This is a genomic window from Planktothrix agardhii (assembly GCF_904830935.1).
GTDB lineage: Bacteria > Cyanobacteriota > Cyanobacteriia > Cyanobacteriales > Microcoleaceae > Planktothrix > Planktothrix agardhii.
Window position 1 is genome coordinate 3,585,492 of record NZ_LR882952.1, and the last position, 25,982, is coordinate 3,611,473.

21 protein-coding genes are annotated in these 25,982 nt (G+C 39.2%); 7 read left to right on the forward strand and 14 right to left on the reverse strand.

Annotation, left to right across the window (positions count from 1 at the left end; translation table 11 throughout):
- Positions 1-85 precede the first annotated feature (85 nt).
- The 3 genes from NMG88_RS16640 to NMG88_RS16650 form a co-directional block, all read right to left on the reverse strand.
- Positions 86-1,498 carry a M10 family metallopeptidase C-terminal domain-containing protein gene (locus tag NMG88_RS16640; RefSeq protein ID WP_235765756.1) on the reverse strand — a complete coding sequence of 471 codons (1,413 nt, stop codon included), beginning with the start codon at positions 1,496-1,498 and terminating at the stop codon, positions 86-88.
- A 178-nt stretch (positions 1,499-1,676) separates the two neighbouring features.
- The gene (gene pcrA / locus NMG88_RS16645) at positions 1,677-4,055 is read right to left on the reverse strand and encodes a DNA helicase PcrA (protein WP_254035820.1); all 2,379 of its coding nucleotides are present in this window, start codon (positions 4,053-4,055) and stop codon (positions 1,677-1,679) included.
- A gap of 113 nt (positions 4,056-4,168) precedes the next feature.
- Entirely contained in the window at positions 4,169-4,723 is a 555-nt protein-coding gene (locus NMG88_RS16650) for a hypothetical protein (RefSeq protein ID WP_254033163.1), read from the reverse strand.
- Between the two features lie 303 nt (positions 4,724-5,026).
- Between NMG88_RS16650 and NMG88_RS16655 the strand changes: the two genes are divergently transcribed.
- The 4 genes from NMG88_RS16655 to cobN all read left to right on the forward strand — a co-directional run bounded on the left by NMG88_RS16655 (position 5,027) and on the right by cobN (position 14,011).
- Positions 5,027-5,872, forward strand: a complete 846-nt coding sequence (locus NMG88_RS16655) for a segregation/condensation protein A (protein ID WP_042157415.1) — start codon at positions 5,027-5,029, stop codon at positions 5,870-5,872.
- 217 nt (positions 5,873-6,089) lie between these two features.
- Entirely contained in the window at positions 6,090-7,247 is a 1,158-nt protein-coding gene (locus tag NMG88_RS16660; RefSeq protein ID WP_042153960.1) for a nucleotidyltransferase family protein, read from the forward strand.
- An 80-nt stretch (positions 7,248-7,327) separates the two neighbouring features.
- Positions 7,328-9,871, forward strand: a complete 2,544-nt coding sequence (gene priA, locus NMG88_RS16665; protein WP_235752139.1) for a primosomal protein N' — start codon at positions 7,328-7,330, stop codon at positions 9,869-9,871.
- A 255-nt stretch (positions 9,872-10,126) separates the two neighbouring features.
- Positions 10,127-14,011: a cobaltochelatase subunit CobN gene (gene cobN / locus NMG88_RS16670; protein ID WP_254035636.1), complete on the forward strand. Its 3,885-nt coding sequence runs from the start codon at positions 10,127-10,129 to the stop codon at positions 14,009-14,011.
- Between the two features lie 22 nt (positions 14,012-14,033).
- Here cobN and NMG88_RS22735 read toward each other — a convergent pair whose 3' ends face one another.
- Both NMG88_RS22735 and NMG88_RS16675 read right to left on the reverse strand, forming a co-directional pair.
- Positions 14,034-14,192, reverse strand: a complete 159-nt coding sequence (locus NMG88_RS22735) for a DUF262 domain-containing protein (RefSeq protein ID WP_081846361.1) — start codon at positions 14,190-14,192, stop codon at positions 14,034-14,036.
- Positions 14,193-14,424: 232 nt separating this feature from the next.
- Positions 14,425-15,642: a glycosyltransferase family 4 protein gene (locus NMG88_RS16675; RefSeq protein WP_227350540.1), complete on the reverse strand. Its 1,218-nt coding sequence runs from the start codon at positions 15,640-15,642 to the stop codon at positions 14,425-14,427.
- A gap of 276 nt (positions 15,643-15,918) precedes the next feature.
- Between NMG88_RS16675 and psb30 the strand changes: the two genes are divergently transcribed.
- Positions 15,919-16,050, forward strand: coding sequence for a photosystem II reaction center protein Ycf12/Psb30 (gene psb30, locus NMG88_RS16680; protein WP_026796378.1), 132 nt, complete (start codon positions 15,919-15,921; stop codon positions 16,048-16,050).
- A gap of 42 nt (positions 16,051-16,092) precedes the next feature.
- Here psb30 and NMG88_RS16685 read toward each other — a convergent pair whose 3' ends face one another.
- The 9 genes from NMG88_RS16685 to NMG88_RS16725 form a co-directional block, all read right to left on the reverse strand.
- Positions 16,093-16,494, reverse strand: a complete 402-nt coding sequence (locus tag NMG88_RS16685; RefSeq protein WP_376786987.1) for a DUF4346 domain-containing protein — start codon at positions 16,492-16,494, stop codon at positions 16,093-16,095.
- 217 nt (positions 16,495-16,711) lie between these two features.
- Complete coding sequence (locus tag NMG88_RS16690; RefSeq protein ID WP_227365709.1) at positions 16,712-16,891, reverse strand: hypothetical protein; 180 nt, start codon at positions 16,889-16,891, stop codon at positions 16,712-16,714.
- Between the two features lie 35 nt (positions 16,892-16,926).
- The gene (locus NMG88_RS16695; RefSeq protein ID WP_081693770.1) at positions 16,927-17,076 is read right to left on the reverse strand and encodes a type II toxin-antitoxin system YoeB family toxin; all 150 of its coding nucleotides are present in this window, start codon (positions 17,074-17,076) and stop codon (positions 16,927-16,929) included.
- Positions 17,069-17,323 carry a type II toxin-antitoxin system Phd/YefM family antitoxin gene (locus NMG88_RS16700; protein WP_026785375.1) on the reverse strand — a complete coding sequence of 85 codons (255 nt, stop codon included), beginning with the start codon at positions 17,321-17,323 and terminating at the stop codon, positions 17,069-17,071. Before NMG88_RS16700 ends, NMG88_RS16695 begins: the two co-directional genes overlap by 8 nt.
- A 175-nt stretch (positions 17,324-17,498) precedes the next feature.
- On the reverse strand, positions 17,499-17,972 hold the full coding sequence (locus NMG88_RS16705; protein ID WP_042157411.1) for a hypothetical protein: 474 nt from the start codon (positions 17,970-17,972) through the stop codon (positions 17,499-17,501).
- Positions 17,973-18,059: 87 nt separating this feature from the next.
- A complete protein-coding gene (locus NMG88_RS16710) occupies positions 18,060-19,781 on the reverse strand; it encodes a SulP family inorganic anion transporter (protein ID WP_254034873.1) in 1,722 nt (573 codons plus the stop codon).
- 10 nt (positions 19,782-19,791) lie between these two features.
- Positions 19,792-20,331, reverse strand: a complete 540-nt coding sequence (locus tag NMG88_RS16715; RefSeq protein WP_042153957.1) for a rhodanese-like domain-containing protein — start codon at positions 20,329-20,331, stop codon at positions 19,792-19,794.
- 103 nt (positions 20,332-20,434) lie between these two features.
- A complete protein-coding gene (locus NMG88_RS16720) occupies positions 20,435-21,124 on the reverse strand; it encodes an MBL fold metallo-hydrolase (protein WP_227350534.1) in 690 nt (229 codons plus the stop codon).
- Positions 21,125-21,387: 263 nt separating this feature from the next.
- Positions 21,388-21,963: a Uma2 family endonuclease gene (locus tag NMG88_RS16725; protein WP_227397774.1), complete on the reverse strand. Its 576-nt coding sequence runs from the start codon at positions 21,961-21,963 to the stop codon at positions 21,388-21,390.
- 64 nt (positions 21,964-22,027) lie between these two features.
- Between NMG88_RS16725 and NMG88_RS16730 the strand changes: the two genes are divergently transcribed.
- Together NMG88_RS16730 and NMG88_RS16735 are read left to right on the forward strand one after the other, a co-directional pair.
- A complete protein-coding gene (locus tag NMG88_RS16730) occupies positions 22,028-23,467 on the forward strand; it encodes a sensor histidine kinase (protein WP_235751410.1) in 1,440 nt (479 codons plus the stop codon).
- A gap of 138 nt (positions 23,468-23,605) precedes the next feature.
- Positions 23,606-25,876, forward strand: coding sequence for a heavy metal translocating P-type ATPase (locus NMG88_RS16735; protein WP_042153955.1), 2,271 nt, complete (start codon positions 23,606-23,608; stop codon positions 25,874-25,876).
- Positions 25,877-25,982 lie beyond the last annotated feature (106 nt).

The following is a 25,982-nucleotide window of genomic DNA, read 5'->3' on the forward strand; positions in this document are numbered from 1 at the left end:
AAGTTACCAGTTTTCTATTCCCTGCTATATGTGGAATTTAGCCGTTGTTCATCAAAAAATAAAATTTGGTGTTGAGCTTTAGTTTTTAAGCTAAGGTAAAATCAGAGGCTCCTAGTGCTACGGTTGTACCCGATAAAACCGCGATAATTTCCCCAGTTCCAGAAATTTGAACGGCGCTTCCTCCGGCCTGGGGAACAATGGCTAATTGTGCAAAGGTTAACCCTCCTGATAAAGCCAATTCATCGGAACCTTGAATAAAATCTGTAATAGTATCGGTTCCCAAACCCGGGGCGAGAATAAAGCGATCATTGCCTCCACCTCCGGTAATCGTATCATTATCCCGATCACCGGAAATAATATCATCACCTTCACCGCCATTGATTTGATCGGCTTCTCGACCAGCATAAATAGTATCGCTTCCTACACCCCCATCGAGAATATCGCCCCCTTTTCCACCATAAACCGTATCATTTCCATTTCCTGATTGAATACTATTGTTAAAACGGTTGCCTAGAATTTCATCTTGGCCTGCGGTTCCAATTAAGTTTTCAATTTCGGTTGTAAAGGAGGTATAGGTTCCAAAGGTATCTGTTTTATAGGTCGCTCCCTCTGGTGCTCCTTGGGAGGGTTCTAAATTATAGTCTAATCCCTTGAGGGCGGCTTGGGTGGTAAAAGGTAGCCCAGGAGCTAACCGCAAGGTATAGACTTCATCCGCAGATAAACCCGAAAAATCAACGGTATCAATACCACCACTATCCCAAATTGTGGCAACCTGTTTAAAGTTCGTATCATTGAAGGTATAAACATCATTACCAGTATTATTATTCTTAACCCCATACAAAAACTGCAAGGCTAAAATATCGAATGGCATTAGGGTTTGAGGTTCCGGTGCTCCTGCGTCCCCTGCTGTGGCGCTACCCGGATTATAGGACATAACCGTATTTCGAGAATTGTCCTGTTCAAAGGGTAAGAATACTCGCCCGGGTGGAGGTGGAGTCGGATTTTTTTCTCCCGCATTGTAATTACCAGGATGTTCTAAACCCAGTGCATGACCTAGTTCATGAATCAGGGTTGAATATTCATAGGTACCGGGGAGATTCCCAAAGTTATATTCTCCTGTTTTCAAAACTACAGCCTGAAAACCATTTGGGTCAGCTAAATCTCCAAGAGCATAAGCACCAGCATCAGGACTATTAGTTAAATCCCCCAACATAATCCGAATATTACCTTGCCCGGATGAATTTTCGACAAAGTTTATGGGTAGAACAGTTCCATAAACGGTCTCCATGATTTGACGAACTTGATTCTTTGTAGCTTCATCAACTTCTTGAATTCCGGTTTCATCAAGTGTTGTTTCGTAAGTGCTTGCTTCTGCATTGGTCACAAAACTATAGGTTAGGGTTCCCCCAGGAATAACATTCCATTTCAACGGTTGCCCTGGATTATCGGGATTACTACCCACAAGGGCATCAATCCTCACATCATTTGTTGGTATCATATTGTCGTTTATAATCATCTAAAATATATTATATGTGGAATTTAGCAGTTGTTCATCAAAAACTTAATTTTTTGTTGAGCTTTAGCTACACCCGTTGTTGTGCTTTAGCACATCTTCTCCATTATTGTAGTTTAACAACAGATTGCGCTGAAGCGCAACAACAAGCGCAACAACGGGGTTATTTGAAACGTTGCAAGGGAACAGTTTTCGGATCGAGAATTTTAGGACTGAGACTGCTAAATTTAATCGCTAAAGACATTTTATCTTTATTTGAGAAAACGTGGGTTACTTCTCCAATCCCAAAGGTACGATGAAAGACTTTATCCCCAACTTTCCAGTCCTTAACATTCGATTCTAATTTGTCACTTTTGGCAGGTTGTTTAATCTCAGTTGGTGATTTTGACTCTTGTTTAATTCCCTTATTTTTATTTTTAGTTGTTTTGGGTTGAATGGGAGGAGTATAACTATGAATTAATCCTTCGGGTAATTCTTGTAAAAACATTGAGGGGATACAGGATTCTAAAGCTCCCCATAACCGCCGTTGACAAGCATGGGTTAAGAATAACTGTTCCTGGGCGCGAGTAATCCCAACATAACATAAACGTCGTTCCTCTTCAATAGATAAGGGGTCATTTAAACTGCGATAATTGGGGAAAAGTCCCTGTTCTAAACCGACTAAAAATACAATCGGAAATTCTAATCCTTTCGCTGCATGGAGGGTTAATAAGGAAACCGCTTGTTGTCCTTCTTTTAAGTTATCTAAATCGGAAGCTAAGGAGGCACTGGCTAAAAATCCGCCCAGGGTATTATCCTCATATTCCTCTTGAAATTGGGAGACGGCATTCGTCAATTCTTTAATATTTTCTAAGCGGTTTTCGGCTTCATCTGTTCCTTCATTTTTCAAGTCTTGAATATAACCTGCATCCTGTAAAATTCCTTCTAAAATTTGCATGGCGGAATGGTCTTCTAGGCGTTCTTGCCAAGTTTTAATAGTTTGGGCAAATTGATTTACGGATTTTGCTGAACGTCCGGCTATGGTATTAACAGAATCTTCATCACTAAGCACTTCCCAAAGGGGTATTCCTAACTGTTTAGACGCATTTAATAACCCATCAATAGTGGTTTTACCAATACCTCGACGGGGAACATTAATAATTCTAAGTAAACTAATACTATCGGCGGGGTTAGCAATTACTCGTAAATACGATATGGAATCCTTGATTTCTTTGCGGTCATAGAACCTTAATCCCCCGACAACGGTATAGAGAATATTATTTCTTAATAACACATCTTCTAGGGCGCGAGATTGGGCGTTGGTTCGATATAAAATGGCAAACGCCCCGTAATCTAATTCGGGATTTTGTTGACTAATTCCTTGAATTTGTGATAGAATAAATTTGGCTTCATCTACTTCATCATCTGCCCGATAACAATAAATTGGTAGCCCTTCTCCTCGGGTGGGACGGAGGATTTTATCAATGCGTTCGGTATTTTGTTGAATTAGATGATTTGCTACTTGTAAAATATTTTCCCGGGAGCGATAATTTTCCTCCAGTTTAATCATAGTACGGGTATCGTCATCGGGGAGGCGATCGCCAAAATCCTGTTGAAATTCTAACAATATTTTATAGTCTGCCATCCGAAACGAATAAATAGATTGATCTACGTCTCCCACCACAAAAATAGAGCGATTTTGCCAATTTTTAATGGTTCTGGGGTTTTCCCCATTGGTAACTAATAACCGAATTAAATTATATTGAGTGCGGTTAGTATCTTGATATTCGTCTACTAAAATATGGCAGAATTTTTGATGCCAATAGGCTAATATTTGCTCAGTTTGACTGAGTAAATCAACGGTGACTCTAATTAAATCATCAAAATCTAAGGCATTATTTGAAGCTAATTGAGATTGATAGGAACTATAAACTTCCGATACGACTCTACCATAATAATCAGGATTTTCCCTGGCATATTGTTGAGGCGAAAACCCTAGGTTTTTAGCATTACTAATAGAATATCTAATTTTTTTAGGTTCAAATTTCTTATCATCTAAATTCATATCTTTGAGAACAATATGCTTAACTAACTTTTGGGCATCATCTTCATCAAAGATGGAGAAATTCTTATCCCACTTTCTGCCACTTTCGTCTTGATATTTATTAATATCATATCTTAGAATCCGAGCGCATAAACTATGGAAGGTTCCCATCCAAAGATGTTTGCTAATACTGCGATAAACCTTTGATTTCAAGCGAGTTTGTTCATCGGCAGCTAAAGCTGATAAGGGTTTTCCAAATTCGAGTTCTGCCTGTTGTTGAGCAAAAATTAACTCAACCCGTTCTTTAATTTCCTTGGCAGCTTTATTAGTAAAAGTCACCGCCAAAATGTTCTCAGGATGAACCCGATGACTGCGAATTAAATTAGCGATGCGATAGGTTAAAGCCCGTGTTTTACCCGAACCTGCCCCCGCCACCACCAGCATCGGGCCACAAAAATGTTCCACCGCCTGACGTTGGCAGGTATTTAGATGGCTAAGGAAATCAATTGTTTGAGTCATGGCTACAGAAAACACGGGAATTGAATCAACTTCTATTTTATCCGTAGCCGGGGGTCGCGGACACACTGAACACCGAAACAAATAGGATATATCCTCAACAGAGTCGGAATAGATTAGGATTTTTGAATTCTGTTATAGGTCTGGTGAACCATATCCAGTAAGGTTAACAATTGCTGCCACTGGGCATCTCCAGTCCCATTAGCAGTTTGCTGTTCCGTGGTTAAACGGTCTTTTAGATGCTTAAATAAATCATTAACTGAGGCCTCCTCAGAGGAATTGTCTGTCTCGTACCGACCCTCCTCTGAATCATCATCTTCTCCAGAATCGGCTGAGTCTTCGTGAATATCCTGGGCTGTTTCTGCCAAGGTTAGGGCCCGTTGAGCAATATTTTCAGGGAGTTTAGGACGTTCTCCTAAAGCAACCCGAGACAATTCTAGTAATAGTTGACGCACCTGTTCAATCCATTGGCTTTTTTCAGATTGCCAACCTGTTTTGGCAACTTTTTGCTGAATATTCTTGGCTTTTTGGGCTAAAGGTAAGGCTTGAGTGGAAACACTATCAGGTAATTTAGGAGTATCTGCCAAAGAAGCGCGGGCGACTTCAATTAAGAAATCATGGACTTGCTTGACCCACTGAAGATCGGATAATTGTGAACTTACTCTAGGCATATTTTAAACTCTTGGATTTTTTACTAGACAGTCCGCCATTATTCTCCGCAGGTTGCACTTCGTCTAAGGTGGGGGATTTTGGGTAGATCAGTTCAAATAAATGTTTTCAGGGTTCGATTTTTTCAATCCCTGACATTAATCTAAAACCCAGTTTATCAAAAAACAACTGATTGAGCAGATCGTATTGTTAAGAAACAAAGGTTTTAGTCTACAATAATTTAGATATTCAGCGAACTACTGAGCTTTGAACCTTCAGTGATTTCAGGCGATTCCGCAATTTATAGCCCTAAACCCATCGAACCGATTCCCCCACCCCTTGCCACCCCTCAAGATGCGTTAACGGCTCTCTCAGAGGGGATTGCGCTCCTGATTGACTTGGCACAACGGGGAGAAATTGATCCTTGGGATGTGCAGGTCATTGACGTAATTGATCGTTATTTGAGTAAACTAACCCCCCCAGAGGAATCAAGCTCGATCAACAATTTTGCCGAGTTGTCCCAGTCGGGTCAGGCGTTTTTGTATGCCTCAATGTTAGTCTTGCTCAAGGCTGATAGTTTAATGGCGACGGAAATCCTTGACCCGAATGCTGGCCCCATGGAAGGGGAAGAATTCCTAGACCCTGAAGATGAGGGAAATGGGATTGAACGCCCCCAACAACTGGAAAAACAAATCCGGCGGCGGGCTGTTGCCAAAATTCCCCAAAAACGACAAGTGACGTTGCAAGAACTGATTGAACAGTTGCAACTGATGGCCGCTACCATTGCCGCCCAAAAAGCCCGTCCTCGTCCCCGCGCCAACAACGCTAAAAGCAGAGCCACTACCGCCAAGGCGATCGCTCAATTAGCCCATCAAGAAAATTTAGTTGAAATGGCGGCACAGGTCGAACAGCTTTTGAATTCAGGATCACAACAGAATCCAGAATGGTTTGATTTGGAGCAGTTATTAGGTCTATGGTTGGAGATCAAGCAACCGGAACAGGTTCCGCCCCCGGAAGAAACCCCGATTCAGCATGGCCCCAATCATGATCGGGTGGGGGTGTTTTGGGCATTATTATTATTATCGGCCCAATCTAAAGTGGAACTCGCTCAAGAGGAATTTTACCAAGACCTGAAGGTTCGTTCTTTAACAGAACCACCTACAAAGTCTTGAAATCGTGTAAGTTGAAGTTTTCTGGAATCCTACGGATTAAGCAACATGAACCTTGATAGGCTATTAATTGATGAATAGACTCAAAACTCAGATTGTAGAATAGAGCAGTTATGCTGTATCAGTGCTTGGTGCATACAAGGCATTTAGCGATTCTGATTAGTCAGTTGAATGTGAGTGGATAATTTTAAACATAGCTTAGGGTTGTGAGGAAGTGAATATGAAAGCCATGATTCTGGCGGCTGGAAAAGGAACTCGTATCCGTCCAATTACTTATACCATTCCTAAACCTTTAATTCCGATCCTGCAAAAACCGGTGATGGAATTTTTGGTGGAATTACTACGAACACACGGTTTTGATCAAATTATGGTCAATGTCAGTCATTTAGCAGATGAAATTGAAAACTATTTTCGTGATGGTCAAAAGTTTGGCGTTCATATTGCCTATTCTTTTGAAGGACGAATTGAAGACGGAAATTTAATTGGAGAAGCATTAGGTTCGGCGGGAGGGATGAAAAGAATTCAAGACTTTAATCCCTTTTTTGATGATACTTTTGTGGTTTTATGTGGCGATGCGTTAATCGATTTAGATTTAGCCACAGCCGTAAAATGGCATAAAGAAAAGGGAGCCATTGCCACCATTGTGATGAAATCTGTTCCTAAAGAGCAGGTTTCTAGTTATGGAGTTGTGGTAACTGACGAAACAGGTCGGATTAAAGATTTCCAAGAAAAACCCTCGGTGAATGAAGCCCTCAGTACAGATATTAATACGGGGATTTATATTTTTGAGCCAGAGATTTTTAAATATATTCCTTCCGGGTGTGAATATGATATTGGTAGTGAATTATTCCCCCATTTAGTTGAAATTGGAGCTCCTTTTTATGGGATTTCTATGGATTTTGAATGGGTGGATATTGGGAAAGTCCCTGACTATTGGCAAGCAATTCGCAGTGTGCTGTTAGGACATATTAAAAATGTTTCTATCCCTGGTCAACAGGTGCGCCCTGGCATATATACGGGGCTGAATGTAGCGGTGAATTGGGATAAAGTTAATATCCAAGGCCCTGTTTATATTGGCGGGATGACTCGAATTGAAGACGGAGCGACGATTATTGGCCCGACAATGATTGGCCCGAATTGCTGGGTTTGCAGCGATGCCTATGTGGACAATAGTGTGATTTTTGAATATTCCCGTTTGGGGCTGGGAGTGCGTTTAGTTGATAAATTGGTATTTGGGCGCTATTGTGTGGACAAGCTGGGAGCTTCTATTGATGTCCAAGCAGCAGCCCTGGATTGGTTGATTACGGATACCCGTCAAGTTTTTCATAACCAATCTTCTGAACGACAAGCGATCGTTGATTTATTAGGTAATACTTAATCTAAGCGGTGTCGGTGTTCGGTTTTCCGGCTCCGTTACCCGCCACCCTTCTCAATATTAATCCTCAACAAAAACTACTGATGTCTTCTTTGACTTGCGATCAATCTAAGTTTATTGTTGCCGAACCTGGTGCATCTTACTATCAGAATGATTCGGATAATTCTGCTTTAAATTCAGAATGGTTTATTGAAGTATTAGTTGATGTTCCTTATGGTTTTAATACGGAAGAACAAGAGGAACAAAAACTATTTACTTATCGCGTTCCTCAAGATTTAATTGTCAAACCTGGAGATATTGTTAGTGTTCCCTTTGGGAATCAACAATTAGGAGGAATTGTGATCCGGTTGATGGATCAAGTTCCTTCTGATTTACCGGAAAGTAGAGTTAAAGCTGTTGAAGATATTATTTGTAATGGTTTCTTCCCTTCAACCTATTGGCAACTATTACAGCAAGTTTCTAATTATTATCAAACTCCCTTAATTCAAGTTATTCGGACGGCGTTACCCCCAGGATTATTAGGAAAAAGTCAACGTCGTATCCGTTTAATTCCTGAAACACTCCCAAAGGATGCTCAATTATTTTTAAATCCGGCTGCTGCTTCTATCTTAAAAATCTTACAATCTTCAGTTACCGGAGATTTTACTTGGAAATATTTAAAACAAAATGTGATTAATCCCCAACGGGGTTTAAAAGATTTATTACAAAGAAAATGGATCGAAAGTTATTTAGAACCCCCCAGTCCTCCCCGTCCTAAATTAAAACAGGCGGTGACATTAGTTGATGATATTATCCCCTTAGATTTAACCTCTCGTCAACAGGAAGTTTTACTGCTTGTGATTAAAGTTCTCAAGCAACAAGGGGGAGAACTATGGTTTAATGATTTAATAAAAATTTGTAGTACCAGTTCTAGTCTGTTAAAAAATTTAGCTGAAAAAGGCTGTATTGTAATTACTGAAAGGGAAGTTTTAAGACAGGAACAAGGTATTTTTAAAACCTCCGATCAACCTAAAATATTAAATCAATATCAAACGGAATCTTTACAAGCAATTAACAGTTTATCCAGTTATGCTCAAATATTATTACATGGGGTTACGGGTTCGGGAAAAACAGAGGTTTATTTACAAGCGATCGCACCCATTCTAACTCAAGGAAAATCAGCCTTAATATTAGTTCCTGAAATTGGCTTAACTCCCCAATTAACTGACCGATTTCGCGCCCGTTTTGGCGAACAAGTCTTTGTCTATCATAGCGCTCTTTCCGAGGGAGAACGTTATGATACTTGGCGGAATATGACCCTCGGTTTACCCCAAATTATTATTGGAACTCGTTCAGCTATTTTCGCACCTTTACCGAAATTAGGATTAATTATTTTAGATGAAGAACATGATAGCAGTTTCAAACAAGATCAACCTTCTCCCTGTTATCATGCCCGAAAAGTTGCCCAATGGCGGGCGGAATTAGAAAATTGTCCCTTAATATTAGGATCAGCAACTCCCTCCTTAGAAAGTTGGCTAGAAATTAAACAAAAAACTCAACAAAATCGGTTTTATTTATCCCTTCCCGAACGTATTCAAGCGCGACCAATGCCGCCTATAAAAATAGTTGATATGCGTCAAGAATTGCGTCAAGGAAATCGCTCTATTTTTAGTTATGATTTACAAACCGCCCTACATCAATTAAAAGCCACAGGTCAACAGGGGATATTATTTATTCATCGTCGGGGACATAGTACCTTTGTTTCCTGTCGCAGTTGCGGTTATGTGATGGAATGTCCCCATTGTGATGTCTCCTTAGCCTATCATCATGAACATCAAAATGCCGCCCAACTTTTGAGATGTCATTATTGTAATTATAGTCAACTCTATCCCCAAGGTTGTCCCGATTGTGACTCACCTTATTTTAAACATTTTGGTAGTGGAACTCAACGGGTTACAGAAGAATTAAATCGGTTATTTCCTGAGTTAAAATGTATTCGCTTTGATAGTGATACTACCTCCCGAAAAAATGCCCATCGCACCCTATTAACTCAGTTTGCTAATGGAGAAGCGGATCTATTAGTGGGAACCCAAATGTTAACTAAAGGATTAGATTTAGAGTCTGTTAGTTTAGTCGGAATTGTATCAGCAGATGGGTTATTACATTTATCAGATTATCGCGCCAGTGAACGGGCTTTTCAAACCTTAGTCCAAGTCGCAGGACGGGCGGGGCGAGGGAATGATCCTGGGCGAGTAATTTTACAAACCTATACCCCCGAACATCCGGTGATTCAAGCGGTACAACGTCATGATTATGAGTCTTTTGTTGCTACGGAATTACAACAGCGACAGGAGTTAAATTATCCCCCCTATGGTCGTTTAATATTATTACGTTTAAGTAGTTTTAATCAGCAAGATGTTGAACAAACCGCCCAAAGATTAGCAGAATTTTTATTAGAAAATAATCCTAATTCTGACTTTGAATTATTGGGCCCGGCTCCGGCTCCGATTCTTAGGGTTGCTAATCGTTATCGGTGGCAAATTTTAATTAAAACTACTCAAGATTCTTCTATGATTTTACCTAAATTTTATGAGTTTAATTCTGGTTCTGTCTATATTAATATCGATATTGACCCTCTACATTTATAAAGGATTAAGACTGAGCCATCTAAATGGGTATATCCTGGAAGGAATTAGCTGGAACAGTTCAAGAAATATTTACTCTTTTTCACTCCAATCATGATATAATATAATAGGACAGAATTTAAGTCAATTATGTAAATTTAAAATTTTGTCAACTAATCCATGCCAAATTGTATTGAACAAATCCGTTAGAATGAGAATATAAATTATTAGAATTTATAATTTTAGAGACCTGAAATTAAACCTACTTTTTGAATTAAAATGCACAGAATTGCAGCCACACCCGGCGGATGGAACCCCGATACAGACGGAGTGATTTTTATTGAACAAACCCCCGCACCAATTATTTTTTTAACGGCGGCGGATACGGATATTCAAACCTTAGCCACGGTGGTATCCAAACTTCCGGCTGATTTTCCGGCGTTGCGGGTAACTAATTTATTACAATTACAACAACAATTAACCATTGATAACTATGCAGAAACTGTTTTAGAAAAAGCCCAAGTTATTATTTTAAGACTATTAGGAGGACGTTCCTATTGGTCGTATGGATTAGAAGTTTTACAAAACATTTTTACTAAAACTAAAACTCAATTAATTATCCTTCCGGGTGAAGATCGTCCCGACCCAGATTTAATCAGTCATTCCACAGTATCATTATCAATTGTTGATCAAGTTTGGCGATATTTAACTGAAGCCGGAGTTGATAATTTTGCCAATGCTCTGTTATTAATTGGCAATCATATTTTTAATAAAAATTATCCGATTATTCCGCCAGTTACGATTCCAAAAGTGGGTTATTATCAGTGGAATCAATCGGCAAAATCCGATGATTATAGTGCTGGGGTTGGGATTCTATTTTATCGCGCTCATTACTTATCTGGAAATTTAGATCCGATTGATTCTTTATGTCAAGCATTAGTTGAATATCAGTTAAAACCTATTCCTATTTTTGTTTCTTCTCTACGAGATCCCGACATACAAACGGAAGTTTTAAACTATTTTAATTCTAATATTCAATTATTAATTAATACCACCAGTTTTTCGATTTCTTCGACTTCAGAAGATAGTAGTCAACCCCCATTATTTTCCTTGGATATTCCAGTATTACAAGTAATTTTAAGTGGGGGAAGTTTAGAACAATGGGAAAATAATTTTATGGGACTTTCCCCCAGGGATATTGCGATGAATGTCGCGTTACCCGAAGTGGATGGACGAATTATTAGTCGGGTGATTTCTTTTAAAGCTATTGAAAATTGGCATCCTACCTTAGAAACCAATGTTGTTAGATATGTGGCGGTGCAAAATCGGATTAAATTTGTCGCCGAGTTAGCCAAAAATTGGATTAATTTACAACAGAAACCCCCATCAAAACGAAACATTGCGATTATTTTAGCTAACTATCCCTGTCGAGATGGACGTTTAGGTAATGGAGTGGGTTTGGATACGCCAGCCAGTTGTATTGAAATTCTAAAAGCCTTAGAAAAAGCGGGATATTTCCTAGAAAATTCTCCTGAAACCGGAGAAGAATTAATTGATCAATTAACATCAGGAATTACCAATGACCCGGAAGGTTGGGAGTTGCGATCTATTGATCAAAGTTTATCCTTTGCAGACTATCAAGACTATTTTTTAACCTTACCCCTTACCATTCAAACTGCTATTAATAACCGATGGAAAGATCATTTTCAAGAGGAACAAAAGACCGCTAAAGGCTTTGCTATTTCAGGGATTCAACGGGGAAATATTTTTATCGGGATACAACCTTCTCGGGGCTATGATCTTGATCCTAACTTAAATTATCATGCCCCGGATTTAGAACCTACACCGGATTATTTGGCATTTTATTATTGGTTGCGATCGCAATTTCAAGCCGATGCAATTATTCATTTAGGAAAACATGGGAATTTGGAATGGTTGCCGGGTAAAAGTGTAGGATTATCAGAAAACTGTTATCCTGAAATAGCTTTAGGTGCATTGCCGAATTTTTATCCATTTATTGTTAATGATCCAGGGGAGGGAACCCAAGCTAAACGTCGTTCTCAAGCGGTAATTTTAGACCATTTAACCCCTCCTTTAACCCGTGCGGAATTATATGGATCATTACAACAGTTAGAAGGGTTAATGGATGAATATTATCAAGCCCAAAGTTTAGATCCCTCGCGGTTATTGTTAATTTCAGAAAGAATTATTCAGTTAATTCAACAGGAAAATTTAGAAGAAGAATTGGGTTTACCCAAACTCAATAAACAGGCAGTTTTAAAGGATCAAGATTCCATCTTTAGTGAATTAGATCGCTATTTATGTGAGTTAAAAGAAGCACAAATTCGGGATGGATTACATATTTTTGGGCAATGCCCCCAAGGTGAACAATTAAGGGATTTAATTATTTCTATAGCCCGTCATCCTGACAATAAACGATTGGGTTTAACTCGCGCGATCGCCCAATATTGGCAGTTAGAATTTGATCCTTTAACATCAGATTATGGGGAAATTATTAATCAAACTATTAATCATCAATTCTGTCGAACTGTTGGGGATGGGGTGGCAGTTATTGAAGAATATGCGATTAATTTAATTGAAGAATTACCCCCCCTAACCCCCCCTTGCCAAGTGGGGGAACAAGAGTTTTTAACTTCTACTTTTGTTGAAGAATTACCCCCCCTAGCCCCCCCTTGCCAAGTGGGGGAACAAGAGTTTTTAATAACAATTCCAGTTTCCCCCATTACCAAGGGGGGGTTAGGGGGGGTCAAATCTACAGAATTAATCCAAAGGGAATTAAACTGGATTCAGAATAAATTATTACCCAATTTATTGAGAACTTCCGAAGAAATTACCAATCTATTAAAAGGTTTAGACGGTCGATTTATCAAGAGTGGTGCATCGGGGGCACCAACAAGAGGAAAACCCGATGTTTTACCCACCGGACGTAATTTTTATTCCGTTGATATTCGGGCTATTCCTACAGAAACTGCTTGGAGAGTTGGGGAATTAGCCGCATCAGTATTAATTGAACGTTATACCCAAGAAAATGGCGAATATCCCCGCACATTAGGATTATCAGTTTGGGGAACTTCAACAATGCGAACTGGGGGAGATGATATCGCGGAAGCCTTAGCATTATTAGGCGTAAAACCTGTTTGGGATTATCCTTCGCGGCGAGTAGTTGATTTTGAAATATTACCAGTTTCTATTTTAGGTCGTCCCCGGGTGGATGTCACACTAAGGATTTCAGGGTTTTTTAGAGATGCTTTTCCCAATTTAATTGATCTATTTGATCAGGCGGTAATTGCTGTTTCTAATTTAGATGAAACTGAAGATCAAAATCCTTTAGCCGCCAAAGTTCAACAGGAAACCAAATTTTGGATACAAGAAGGGTTAACAATTGAACAGGCAAATTTGCGATCGCGCTTGAGAATTTTTGGGTCTAAACCCGGAGCTTATGGGGCAGGTTTACAAGGATTAATTGAATCCCAAAACTGGCAAACAGATCAAGATTTAGCAACAGCCTATATTAACTGGAGTAGTTACGCTTATACCAGCACAAATTCTGGCTATCAACAGGGAATTTCTGCGTCAGAAGCCTTTCAAAATCGGTTAGAAAATATGCAAATTGTTCTGCAAAACCAAGATAACCGAGAACATGATTTATTAGATTCCGATGACTATTATCAATTTCAAGGAGGAATGACCGTTGCGGTTAGAACCTTGACGGGAGAAAATCCTGAGATTTATTTCGGAGATAATGCTATTCCTGAAAACCCAAAAGTTAAACTTTTAAAAGAAGAAATTTCTCAGGTATATCGTTCCCGGGTTATTAACCCTAAATGGATGGCTGGAGTCATGCGACATGGCTATAAAGGGGCTTTTGAGCTATCAGCAACGGTTGATTTTTTATTCGCCTATGATGTGACAGCAAATTGTGTTGAAGATTTCATGTATGAAGGGGTGGCAAATGCTTATATTTTCGATCAGAAAGTACAACAATTTATTCAAGAAAAAAATCCTTGGGCGTTACGCGATATGGCAGAAAGATTATTAGAAGCCCATCAACGCCAATTCTGGCAAACAGCGAGTCAAAATATGATTGAACAGTTGAGGGTAATTGTTCATGAAGCCGAGGGAATAATTGAAGGGAAGACTTAGGAATGAAAAATCAATAAATGGATTAAACAGAACCAAAAGGGAAACCTCTATATATACTGTCTATGAAGTAGATAACTCGCTCGGTGTCCCAAACGAAACCTCGCTGAAAAGATGGTATTCTAACCATTCCTCTTTCCAAATCGCTAATTAAGTCTTTAATAAAGTAGTAAGTTTCAGCCATAGAGAGGAGAGTTAGTTTGAATCTAGCTTGTGAGTCTCTAAATACCAGGCAATAGAAAAACACTTGGATAAATAACCTAGATGTTTTTCATTTACACAGAAGACTTTAACTTAAAATACTACCATATTAAAGGTGGCGATTAGTTTTTGATTGCGAGCGATCGCATAACACCAATGCTCTTAACTCTGACACTAATAACTGAGCAAGGGCGGGGTTCTCCCGCCCCTACAGATTAAACAACATGGCTTAATGGCAAACGCTGTTCCTGTAATAAATCTCGATAGAGATGTTCCAACTGGGTAATATTTTGACTCAGGGTATAGCGTTCTAAAACCCGTTGACGGGCTTTCTGACCCACCAGGGGGATCATTTCAGGATGATCTCGCAATAGCGGTAACAGAGTTCGTAGTTGGGAAGTTACGCCCTCGGTCTTCATAATAATTCCCGCGCCGCCTTCCATCACTTCCCCATCCGCCCCCGCATCCGTCGCCACGCAAGCCGTACCGCAGGACATCGCCTCTAATAATGAGATTGATAACCCTTCGACCATCGACGGTAAAACAAAAACATCCGCCCCCCGTAAAATTTCAATCCGTCGGTCTTCATCCCCGATGAACCCAAACCAGATAATCCCATCCTCTGGCCCATAGGATGCCTGGAGAGAGGGGGCTAAGGGCCCATCACCAACGATGACCAATAGACAACCTGGCCCCATGTCCGACTTCTTCCAGGCTTTGAGTAGTGACTCTACGTTCTTTTCCGTAGCCAAACGGCCTTGATAAACAAAAACCCGTTCCGCCCCTAATTCCTCCTTGAAGCTCGATGGCCCAGGAGAATATTTCGACCCATCGACTCCATTAGGAATCACCGCTACCCTGTGTTTTTCGACTCCTAGACGGTTTAACATCTCCCGTTGGACTTGGGAAAAGACAATCACACGGTCATAGTTTGCTAAAAAAGGCGCGTAAATTTGATAGGTTAAATGTTGTGTCCCCGATTGGAAATTCCGCAATTTGTGGTAGAAGGGCGTATGAAAGGTCGCCACCAGGGGGATATTCAGTTCTGCACAAATTTCAGGTAAGACAAAATCCAACGGTGAAAGAGTCAGGGACGCATGAACCAAATCGGGTTTCAACCGTTTTAGGGATTTGGTTAAGACTTTACTAGAACTGAGGGTGGGAATTGTATAGACTTGAGACTTATACAGACAGGGTAAAGACACCTCCTGAGTCATGGGAAAGGGTGTCACCTTGCCATTTTTGTCCTCGGTAGAGATTTTCCAGTTACCGTTTTCCAGTTGCCATTCTGGGTTGCGGTCGTTCGTTCCTTCCTGAGCAAAGTGCAGAAAGCTGACTCGATGGCCCCGGTCTAACAGGGCGTTAGTGATTTCCCGGGAATAGGTAACGTTACCGCAAAAGGGTGATTTTTTTCCAAGCCAAGCAATGTGCATTCAAGTGATTTGGAATTTATTAAAATGGGTTTGATCAGCATGACTTTACCACGATTACCGCATTCTGTCCTTAGATTAGTCCTTATATCTTAGATCGGTCACTCCATCCTATATCGCAGGGAATAGAAAACCGGATTACTGCTTTTGGGTTCAATATCCCGGTCATTGTATTGCGTTTTGTGAAAAATATTAAAATGAAGGTGCGATCGCCTGGTAAGATCAACTGTTGATTTTTACAAACAGTCAATATTTACACCCGTTAAATTTGGAGGAATAATGGACGCAATTACAAGTTTTTTGAGCAATATCAACTTTGAGCTTATTGCACAGTTGACAATGTTAGGTCTGATTGTGGTTGCTGGCCCGGCAGTCATTATCTTACTAGCTTTTCGTGGCGGCGATCTCTAATCAAGAGGATGGAGACGTTGGTAGCAACGTCTCTAGCTAATTTTAATCTTGAATATAATCAGACCCAGAAATTAAGGCGATTTCCGCCCGCACAAATTCCCGTCCCAGATACAACGCATGATCCAAACAACTAATAGGACAGGGTTGGGTTTCTTCAGTAATTTTAATCCCTAATTCCTTAGCGGTTTTTCCAGTAAAAATAGCCGTGGGTTCGCGCTTTAAACTCCCCGTACAAGGGAAAGGTTCTCCGGTTTCAGGATCAACAGCTAATCCTTTTTCGTTGATAGCATTGGTATAGTGTTCGGCATAAATTAATCTCGCTTCTCGATCAATATAAATAATAAAATATCCCGCCGGATCTAGATGAATAAAACGATTAGAAAGCTGATCGTCTAAAGCGACGAGTTCTTTGGGGTTGGGAGTAGTTGTAGGTTGAGGAGACACGGTATTTATTATGAATGGACTGATCAAGTATACCTGTCTATAGTTTATCTCATTTTCCGCCTAAATTTTCATCAAACCCCGTAGGGGCGGGTTCGAGTCAACCTAGAAAACTCACCCCAAAACCTGCTAAACCCGCCCCTACAATATCTTGTGAAAGCGAGAATATTTAATAGACCTCATGAAAAATTTATACATAATTTGTGGATATCTTAAAAATTTAGAATAAATCCGAATGTGAACCTGAAATCGTATAAGTTTCTTCTTCAATCCGCTTTTCTTTTTCAGCTTTTTGTAAAAATTCATCCAGATGCTTCTGTAGATATATTGCAAGAGTATTTTGTTGCTCTTCAGGAAGCCGTGAAATTTGCTCAAAGGTTTCTTGTATTAATTTAGTCATTTGATTTCTTTCTCTGAAATTTCTTCTTAGTAAGATTATAGAATAAATTTTCTTGAAATAGAGGGGTAAGGTGGGCAGATTTTGATAATTTTATTAATTTTTTTGAGAGTTTTTCGATCCTGATTTTGCCAGTAAATATAATTGTCCCAAGCCTCGTCAGTCCAAGCCAATATGCGATTACTCATCTATCAACTGATGTTCAAGAGCTTTCCCCTGCCTATATTGGGCAATAGAACGTTCTAAATGAGCAGCGTTGGCTGGCGACTTTAATAAATGAACCGTTTCCAGTAAACCATTAAAATAATCAAGGGACATGACTACTGCATGATCAGCATCGCGTCTGGTAATTATGGTGTAGTCAGCATCTTCAACTACCCGATCTAACACCGTTTTTAATTGGCTTTTCGCTTCGCTAAACGTTACTACTTTCATTGCTGTTACTTGTACGACTATGAGCACAAGTTAATTGTAGTAGATTTTGATTAATAGTAGTTGCGCGATCGCACTGATGGCAGAGTGTTTAAATAATGCCAGAGTTAAAAAAGCTGATTCATTATTAACCTCATGATTAACCTCATGAAAAATTTATACCAAATTTATAGATATCTTAAAAATATTGAATGATTAACGGTTTTTCTGGAATAAATCGAGATTGAAAGACTTCTTTTTTACCAACGGCTTTAAAATTAGAAATATTCAGGGGAACATCTAAGGGTTTGAGGTCGGTGACTTCCCAAAAAATCGCAAAATTTGGAGCATCAGTTGCCGCCGTAGCTGGACGATATTTCATCCCTTGGGGATGGCGACCTCGGCGCGAGTCTAAATGACCAATATATAAGGCTTGCCAGGTGACTTTAGGAATAAAAGAACGATTGTCTTGCAAAGTTGCATAGATAAAAACCTTAACGACCCGATCATTTCGGTCTTGGTCAAGTTTACGAAAAACTTCAAAATCTTGACTCCCAAACGCTACTTTTCCTTCCTGTTCACAAACATCCTGACCGGAAAGCAAATGAATTTCAGGTACGGACACAAGCAGTGAAAAATTACGGGTGATCGGTTTTACAGTAGAATCGTGCATCAGCATCCTTTTCAACACAAGATAATTAAATTATCCCATGTTTAGGTCAGAAAGAACAGGGAATGCCACTATCAAATCAATTAAGGGTTAAAGGGAAACCCGTTGAGATAATTCTTTTATTGCTTGATCGGTGCTTAAAAAAATGCGATCGCGTCCTAATTTATCCACAAATCCCACCTTTTCTAATTGATCAAAAATTGGGCCTTTGACCTCAGAAAGATAAAACTCAATTTTCATCTGGTGTAAATCTTCTATCAGACGTTGTAGGGTTTCTAAAGCACTGCCATCAATCGAGTTAATCCCACTACAGACTAACAGTAAATATTCGACTTCTTTCTGTTCTGTTACCAGTTTTAATAAATAATCTTCTAAATATTTAGTATTTACAAAATACAAACTTTCATCAATTCTTATCGCCAAAATATGGGGGCTAGTCGTTACCGGATGTCGTAAAATATTGCGAAAATGTTCCGTATTTTCCAACCGTCCTAAAACAGCAATATGGGGTTTACTGGTTCGTGATAAATGTAAAACTAGAGAAATTACTACTCCCAAAATAATTCCCTGTTCTGCACTTGTTAGCAACACCGAAATAAAGGTACTAAACCAAGTAATTCCATCGAGTTTATTATAATTCCATAACCGTTTAAAAGTAGCAAAATCGAGTAAGTTGCCAACGGCGACTAAAATAATTGCAGCTAAACTTGTTTGCGGTAAATAATAAAATAAAGGGGTAAAAAACAAAACTGTTAACATCAAAAATAACGCCGTAATGATTGAGGCTAAGGCTGTATTTGCTCCGGCGGAGAAGTTAACCACAGAACGACTTAACCCTCCTGTGATCGGATAACCTCCGGTGAATGCAGCCGTTATATTTGAGGCTCCCAAAGCAATTAATTCTTGATTAGCTTCAACTTTTTTGCGTTTTTTACTAGCTAAAAATTGACCGACAGAAAAGGCTTCCATAAAGCCAACAAAACTAATAGCTAAGGCAGAAGTTCCTAATAATTGGATATTGTTTAAATCAAAATTAGGTATAGTAAAAGGTGGAAACCCTTTAGGAATTTCTCCGATCACTTTAACTCCAAATAATTGATCTAAATGTAATAATCCCACTAATATTGAACTACCGATCACTACCATTAAAGGGGCACTTTTCGTGATCGGTATAATCAGAGATTCCTGAATTCCTTGGGATTTAAGATGTTTTCCTAAGCCGCGATTAAAATATAATAATAATGCTAGACTAATAATTCCTAAACTAAAAGTTACTAAATTTAGATTAGGACTTTCTTTAATAATATGAATAACTGTACTAAAAAATGATTCAGTTTGAGGAATTTTAATGCCTAAAAGATGCTTTAATTGGCTAAATCCAATCAAAATCGCTGCCGCACTAATAAACCCAGAAATTACCGCTTGACTAAGGAAATTTGCTATAAATCCTAACCGAAAAATTCCGATCAAGAGTTCTATTATTCCTACTAATAATGCTAAGGTTAAAGCATACCCCCAATATTCCGGTGTGTTTTCGGTTGCGATCGCACTAACGGCCGTTGCTACCATTAAAGAATCCACCGCCACCGGAGCTACAGATAGCATGGAAGCTGTTCCCAAAAACCCATAAACAATCTGAGGAAAAATACTGGCATAGAGTCCCACTTCTGGGGGTAAACCTGCCAGTATTGCATAGGCCATTCCCTGGGGAATTAATAAACTCGCCACAATAATTCCGGCGGTTAAATCTCCGGTTAAATGGTCTCGTTTGTAATTTAATCCCCAATCTAAAATCGGAAAATATTCCCGCATTTTTCCTAAATTACGCACGCTGATTATAGGGTAATTTTGCCAATAACATTGCCATCGCACAGGTATTACTAATTCCGGCAAATAGTAATCCGGCTCCGACAAAGCCACTTAAAAATAGGAAATTCGGAGAAACAAATGCCCCCAATAAAGTCCCGGTTAAAATCAATGACCCGGCAACAATTTGCACCTGCCGCATGATACTAATAGGAGCATTTTTATTAATAACTGTTGGATATCCCGCTTGTTTCCAAGCATTTAATCCCCCTTGTAGATGTATGACTTCTTGAAATCCCGCCCCCAATAATTTTTGAGCCGCTTGTCCACTGCGGTTACTGGTTTGACAATACAAAACCACGGGTTTAAAGGAATCCGATGGTACATTTTTAGGATCAAAAGTAGATAAAGGCACTAGAATTGATTCGGCAATATATTCCCCAGCGTGTTCAGAAGGTTCTCGAACATCAATCAAAGTAATTTTTTCTTGATCTAGCCATTGTTTTAAGGTTTCAGAATCAATGGACTGTAAGCGATCGCCAAGAGATTTAACCATATTTTTAGATTTGATTAATTAAGTAATTTGGATTAACCCTAACTATTCTATCATACAGCATCTTGATAGGATGTTTCAAGTAAACTTCAAAAATCTCATCACTTTAATCTTTATTTCCACACCGTTGATTGGCGGGAACAGCTTCAGCAATTTTTTTAGGATTGGGTAAATTTAAGTTATTCATCATTTCAATAAAGCTATCTCGATCTTTATCCACAAAACGAGGATTAAATTGTTTTTCTTCTCCAATAGTAGAAACCGTTCTTCCTTGATAATCATGACCAGGATAGACGGCGGTTTGATCGGGAAGGGTAAATAATTTTTGGGTAATATTATCGTAAAGTAACCCGGAGTTTCCACTTTGAAAATCCGTGCGTCCACAGCCTCTAATTAATAAGGAATCTCCGGTTAAAATCCGATCGCCATTCACTAAATAAGCACTATGACTATCCGTATGTCCCGATGTTGCGATCGCTTCAATTCTAACATCTCCAATTTCTAATATTTCTCCATCTTTAATCCAGCGATCGGCACAATTAACAATAGCGTTTTCTGGAACCACCCCCAAACATCCCGTCAGTTCTCGCAATTTCCCAGTTCCGGTGATGTGATCGGCGTGAACATGGGTTTCCAAACAATAGCGCAATGTCAGTCCCAACTCTTGCAACAGGTTGAAATCTCGTTCCACTTGTTCCAATACTGGATCGACTAAAACCGCCTCTTTGGTGGTTTCGTCGGCAATCAAATAGGTATAGGTACTGGTTTCCGGGTCAAATAGTTGGCGAAAAAGCATGGTTTTTCACTCCTTTCGGAAGCGGGATAAGCTATAAAACCATACTATCATATAGTTATAAAAAATATAGATTTATGAAATTATAGAATTCAAACTCGGTAATCAATAACTTAAATCATGTTTTAAGCTGTTCAGCATCTAAATTGGTCATGCAGAAATCTTGAATCTTATGCAGTGCGAGCGTCCTCGCTCGCTGGAATATACAGTTTAAATGCACAACAGCTTATTCCTACGTCGTAAGCAAGTTTAGATCGGATTTAGGATTAAAACTCAACTTTATCGTAAATATCAGCAACGGTAATTTCAAAAGATATCGAGTTAAGCACTAAGGTTTCATTGCTATTATTATACTCCATAAATATCCAGTGTTTCTGATCGGTTTTATAATAGTGTTCAATCTGAATATTATATTGATCAATGAGAATATATTCTTGAAAAGTGGGAAGGGTGCGATAGGCGGCAAATTTTTCGTCTTTGTCGTAATTTCTGGTTGATGCGGATAATACTTCTACAAGAATTAACGGATTTGTAATTGTATCTTTTCTCCCTTCTTGGAGTTGAATATCACCCTGAATTACCATAATATCAGGATAGGTATAGAGGCGTTTTTCAGGAATCCAAAGACGTTGATCGGTAACAAATACGCGATAGGGTTGACGCTTGAGGGCAAAATTCAGCGTCGCGTAGAGATTACCAGTAATTTGATTATGATTGGGAGTTCCACCGGTCATAGGTCTAATTTCACCTTCAATATATTCGTGGCGTTCTGGAGAATTAACTTCAAAATTGAGGTATTCTTCCAGAGAATAGACCTTTTTTTCTTCAACTTGTAAAATCATTGTATTTTCCCTATCCTAAAATATAATTGTAACCTATTTATAGATTAGCAAATTTTTTAAACTTATGTTTCAAGCAACTCGACGACGGTTAGCAATTTGGTATACCGCAGTTACCGCTATTTTATTATTACTATTTGCGAGTGGATTTTATTTCTATGTGCGAAATACCTTAATTGAACGGATTGATGATACCTTAAATCATGTTGTAGAAGTGGTAGAACGTTCTTTAGTAATTGAACCTATGGCGACGCCGACCGCCATGTCTCCGGCGGTTTTAGCAGGTCAATTTCAAGTCAATGTTGAAGCCAGTTTTAGAAATAATTTGAATACCGTTGAAGATGATCATATTGATATTGAATGGTTTAGTCCCACGGGTGAATTATTATGGTCTACCTTTTCTCAAGTATTAGATATTCCAGTTGATCCTAAGCACAGTGGGGAAACGGTACATATTTCTGAAGATAATAATGTTTCAGAAACGATCTTAAGACAAGTTACAGATCGGGTAGAAATCGGACGACAAGTATTGGGTTATTTACGAGTTAGTCATCCTTGGTTTGAAGTGACAAAACCCATTCAACAGTTAATTTTTGATTTGACTTTAGGAACTATTTTAATGTTAATTGGTGTAGCTACTATTGGCTGGTTTTTATCGGGTTTAGCGATGGAACCTGTGCGGGATTCTTACCAACGTTTAAAACAATTTACCGCCGATGCTTCCCATGAATTAAGAAGTCCGATTGCGATGATTCAAACTAATGTACAAGTGGCTTTAGCTGAACCTAATTTATCTAGTTCTGAACAACAACACTTGCAAGTTATTGAACGAATTACCCGCCGTTTAGGTAGGTTAGTGGATGATTTATTGTTTTTAGCTAGACAGGATAGCGGGATTGTTAAACCTCAATTTGTTTCCCTTCCTTTGGATGGGTTATTAATGGAAGTAGTCGAAGAACAAACAGCGATCGCAACTCAACAAGGAATCCAACTTTCCTTAAATTTTATTGAGGATCTTGAGGATATTATTCTCAATTCTGATAGCAATTATTCCCAGGAAAATGAACCCTTTACTTTAGAGGGAGATTGGGATCAATTGGTGCGATTATTTACGAATTTAGTCAGTAATTCGGTACAGTATACTCCTTCTGGGGGTGAGATTAAAATTGAATTAAAATCTATAACCAAACCCAAGCGACAAGCTGCATTAGGAAAAATGACAGAATCTTGGGAAAAATCAAATTCCCTCTTGAAATTTGAAGGATTACAAGTTATAATAAAAGATACAGGAATTGGGATTCCAACTGAAGCATTACCTAATATTTTTGATCGTTTTTATCGGGTTGATCCCTCTCGTACTCATCGCAATAGTGGGGGGTCTGGTTTGGGTTTGGCGATCGCCCAAGCTATTGTGGAAAACCATCACGGTCAAATTTATTTAGACAGCCAAATTAATCAAGGAACAACCGCTACAGTCCTCTTACCCCTGCATTCTAGCGGGTTATAGGCGGTTAGAAATTTAATTTTCCATTACCCCTTGACACTCCAGCAGAGAGGAGACTTTAGAATAAAAGTCAACAACATTGTGGGGTGTCCAAACCAAGGACAAGCACCACCAAACTGAACTCAAAAGGGAGTTTCAACCATGAAAACAAGCTATTTACGATTAAAAGGAATGGGGTGCGCCTCCTGCGCCAATACTATAGAAACAGCGATTCAAAATGTGAATGGGGTTGGGATTTGTCATGTTAATTTTGGGGCGGAACAAGCAACAGTTGAATTTGATCCAGATCAAACTAATATTGAGCAAATTCAACAGGCGGTTACGGATGCGGGATATACGGCTCAACCCCTAGAAGATACAAATTCTAACCTCAAAGATAGTGAAAAAGAAAACCAAGAGATTGAACAAAAATTAACCCGAAAAGTGTTAATTAGTGCCATTGTCAGTGGGTTTTTAGTCATTGGAGGATTACCGATGATGACGGGTTTAAATTTACCTTTTATTCCCCCATGGATGCACAACCCTTGGTTACAATTAATCCTAGCAACACCCATTCTATTTTGGTCAGGTCAATCCTTTTTTATGGGAGCATGGAAAGGATTAAAACGTCATCAGGCGGATATGAATACTTTAATTGCTGTGGGAACAGGATCGGCTTATTTATATTCTGTTTTTGTTACCTTTTTCCCGCAATTTTTCCTAAATCAAGGGTTATCGGCGGATGTTTATTATGAATCTGCGGTTGTAATTATTACCTTAATTTTACTAGGTCAATTATTAGAAAATAAAGCCAGAGGAAAAACCTCCGATGCGATTAAAAAATTAATCGGATTACAAGCCAAAACCGCCCGGGTAATTCGGTCTGGAGAAGAAATTGATATTCCGATTGAAACTGTTAATTTAGGGGATATTATTCGGGTACGTCCCGGGGAAAAAATCCCCGTGGATGGTGAAGTTATTGAAGGTAATTCTACGGTGGATGAAGGAATGGTGACGGGGGAAAGTATTCCCGTTGAAAAATATCCTGGGTATGAGGTTATTGGAGCTACAATTAATAAAACTGGAAGTTTTAAATTTCGAGCTTCACGGGTGGGAAAAGATACGGTATTAGCCCAAATTGTGCAGTTAGTTCAACAGGCGCAGGGGTCAAAAGCACCAATTCAAAAATTAGCAGATCAGGTTACAGGCTGGTTTGTTCCGGTTGTAATTGCGATCGCGATCGCTACTTTTATTCTCTGGTTTAATTTAACCGGAAATATCACTTTAGCCATTACTACAACCGTAGGAGTTTTAATTATTGCTTGTCCCTGTGCATTAGGATTAGCTACACCGACTTCTGTAATGGTTGGAACGGGTTTAGGGGCAGAACATGGGATTTTAATTAAAGGAGCAGATAGTTTAGAATTAGCCCATAAAATCCAAACTATTGTATTAGATAAAACCGGAACTTTAACCGCAGGAAAAACATCCGTAACCCACTATATAACCGTCGGAGGAACGAATAACGATCATGAATTGAAGTTATTAAAATTAGCCGCAGCTATTGAACAGCAATCGGAACATCCGTTAGCGGAAGCGATTGTTGAATATGCTAAAACTCAAGGAGTTAATTTTCCCTTACCTGAAATTAATGATTTTCAAGCCTTGGGGGGAATGGGAGTTCAAGGTTATATTTCAGATCAATTGGTACAAATTGGCACCTCTCGCTGGATGGAAGATTTAGGAATTAAAACCGAACCTTTACAACAGTATCAATCGAGTTGGGAAGCGGAAGGAAAAACAATTTCTTGGATAGCATTAGATGGAGAAATAGAAGGGATATTTGCTATTTCCGATGCAGTTAAACCCACTTCTAAAACGGCAATTCAAGCGTTACAAAAAATGGGTTTAGAGGTAGTTATGTTAACAGGGGATAATCAAAAAACCGCCGAAGCGATCGCATCGGAAGTGGGAATTAAACGGGTATTTGCAGAAGTTCGTCCCGACCAAAAAGCGAATATGATTAAATCCTTACAAAATGAACGGAAAGGGCAAAACAAACAGGATCAAATTGTAGCAATGGTGGGGGATGGAATTAATGATGCTCCGGCTTTAGCTCAAGCGGATGTGGGAATTGCGATTGGAACTGGGACAGATGTGGCGATCGCTGCTAGTGATATTACCTTAATTTCAGGGGATTTAATCGGGATAGTTACGGCTATTAAACTGAGTAAAGCTACGATGAATAATATTCGCCAAAACCTGTTTTTTGCCTTTATCTATAACTCGGCTGGAATCCCGATCGCGGCGGGAATTTTATACCCTTTAACGGGTTGGTTACTGAATCCAATTATTGCCGGAGGAGCCATGGCAATGAGTTCGATTTCTGTTGTTACTAATGCGTTAAGATTACGTCAGTTTAAGCTGAATTAATTTCTAAATAGGAAATAGGGAATAGGGAATAGCACCCCCAAACCCCCCGTTTACGAGGGCTAGGGGGAGAGGGAATAGGGAAGAAAAAATCTCACCCTCTGGGTTT

Coding starts and splice junctions, on each gene's coding strand:
- NMG88_RS16640 (WP_235765756.1), bottom strand. CDS start 1,498: ATGATACCAACAAATGATGTGAGGATTGATGCCCTTGTGGGTAGTAAT.
- pcrA (WP_254035820.1), bottom strand. CDS start 4,055: ATGACTCAAACAATTGATTTCCTTAGCCATCTAAATACCTGCCAACGT.
- NMG88_RS16650 (WP_254033163.1), bottom strand. CDS start 4,723: ATGCCTAGAGTAAGTTCACAATTATCCGATCTTCAGTGGGTCAAGCAA.
- NMG88_RS16660 (WP_042153960.1), top strand. CDS start 6,090: ATGAAAGCCATGATTCTGGCGGCTGGAAAAGGAACTCGTATCCGTCCA.
- priA (WP_235752139.1), top strand. CDS start 7,328: ATGTCTTCTTTGACTTGCGATCAATCTAAGTTTATTGTTGCCGAACCT.
- cobN (WP_254035636.1), top strand. CDS start 10,127: ATGCACAGAATTGCAGCCACACCCGGCGGATGGAACCCCGATACAGAC.
- NMG88_RS22735 (WP_081846361.1), bottom strand. CDS start 14,192: ATGGCTGAAACTTACTACTTTATTAAAGACTTAATTAGCGATTTGGAA.
- NMG88_RS16675 (WP_227350540.1), bottom strand. CDS start 15,642: ATGCACATTGCTTGGCTTGGAAAAAAATCACCCTTTTGCGGTAACGTT.
- psb30 (WP_026796378.1), top strand. CDS start 15,919: ATGGACGCAATTACAAGTTTTTTGAGCAATATCAACTTTGAGCTTATT.
- NMG88_RS16690 (WP_227365709.1), bottom strand. CDS start 16,891: ATGACTAAATTAATACAAGAAACCTTTGAGCAAATTTCACGGCTTCCT.
- NMG88_RS16695 (WP_081693770.1), bottom strand. CDS start 17,076: ATGAGTAATCGCATATTGGCTTGGACTGACGAGGCTTGGGACAATTAT.
- NMG88_RS16700 (WP_026785375.1), bottom strand. CDS start 17,323: ATGAAAGTAGTAACGTTTAGCGAAGCGAAAAGCCAATTAAAAACGGTG.
- NMG88_RS16705 (WP_042157411.1), bottom strand. CDS start 17,972: ATGCACGATTCTACTGTAAAACCGATCACCCGTAATTTTTCACTGCTT.
- NMG88_RS16710 (WP_254034873.1), bottom strand. CDS start 19,781: ATGCGGGAATATTTTCCGATTTTAGATTGGGGATTAAATTACAAACGA.
- NMG88_RS16715 (WP_042153957.1), bottom strand. CDS start 20,331: ATGGTTAAATCTCTTGGCGATCGCTTACAGTCCATTGATTCTGAAACC.
- NMG88_RS16720 (WP_227350534.1), bottom strand. CDS start 21,124: ATGCTTTTTCGCCAACTATTTGACCCGGAAACCAGTACCTATACCTAT.
- NMG88_RS16725 (WP_227397774.1), bottom strand. CDS start 21,963: ATGATTTTACAAGTTGAAGAAAAAAAGGTCTATTCTCTGGAAGAATAC.
- NMG88_RS16730 (WP_235751410.1), top strand. CDS start 22,028: ATGTTTCAAGCAACTCGACGACGGTTAGCAATTTGGTATACCGCAGTT.
- NMG88_RS16735 (WP_042153955.1), top strand. CDS start 23,606: ATGAAAACAAGCTATTTACGATTAAAAGGAATGGGGTGCGCCTCCTGC.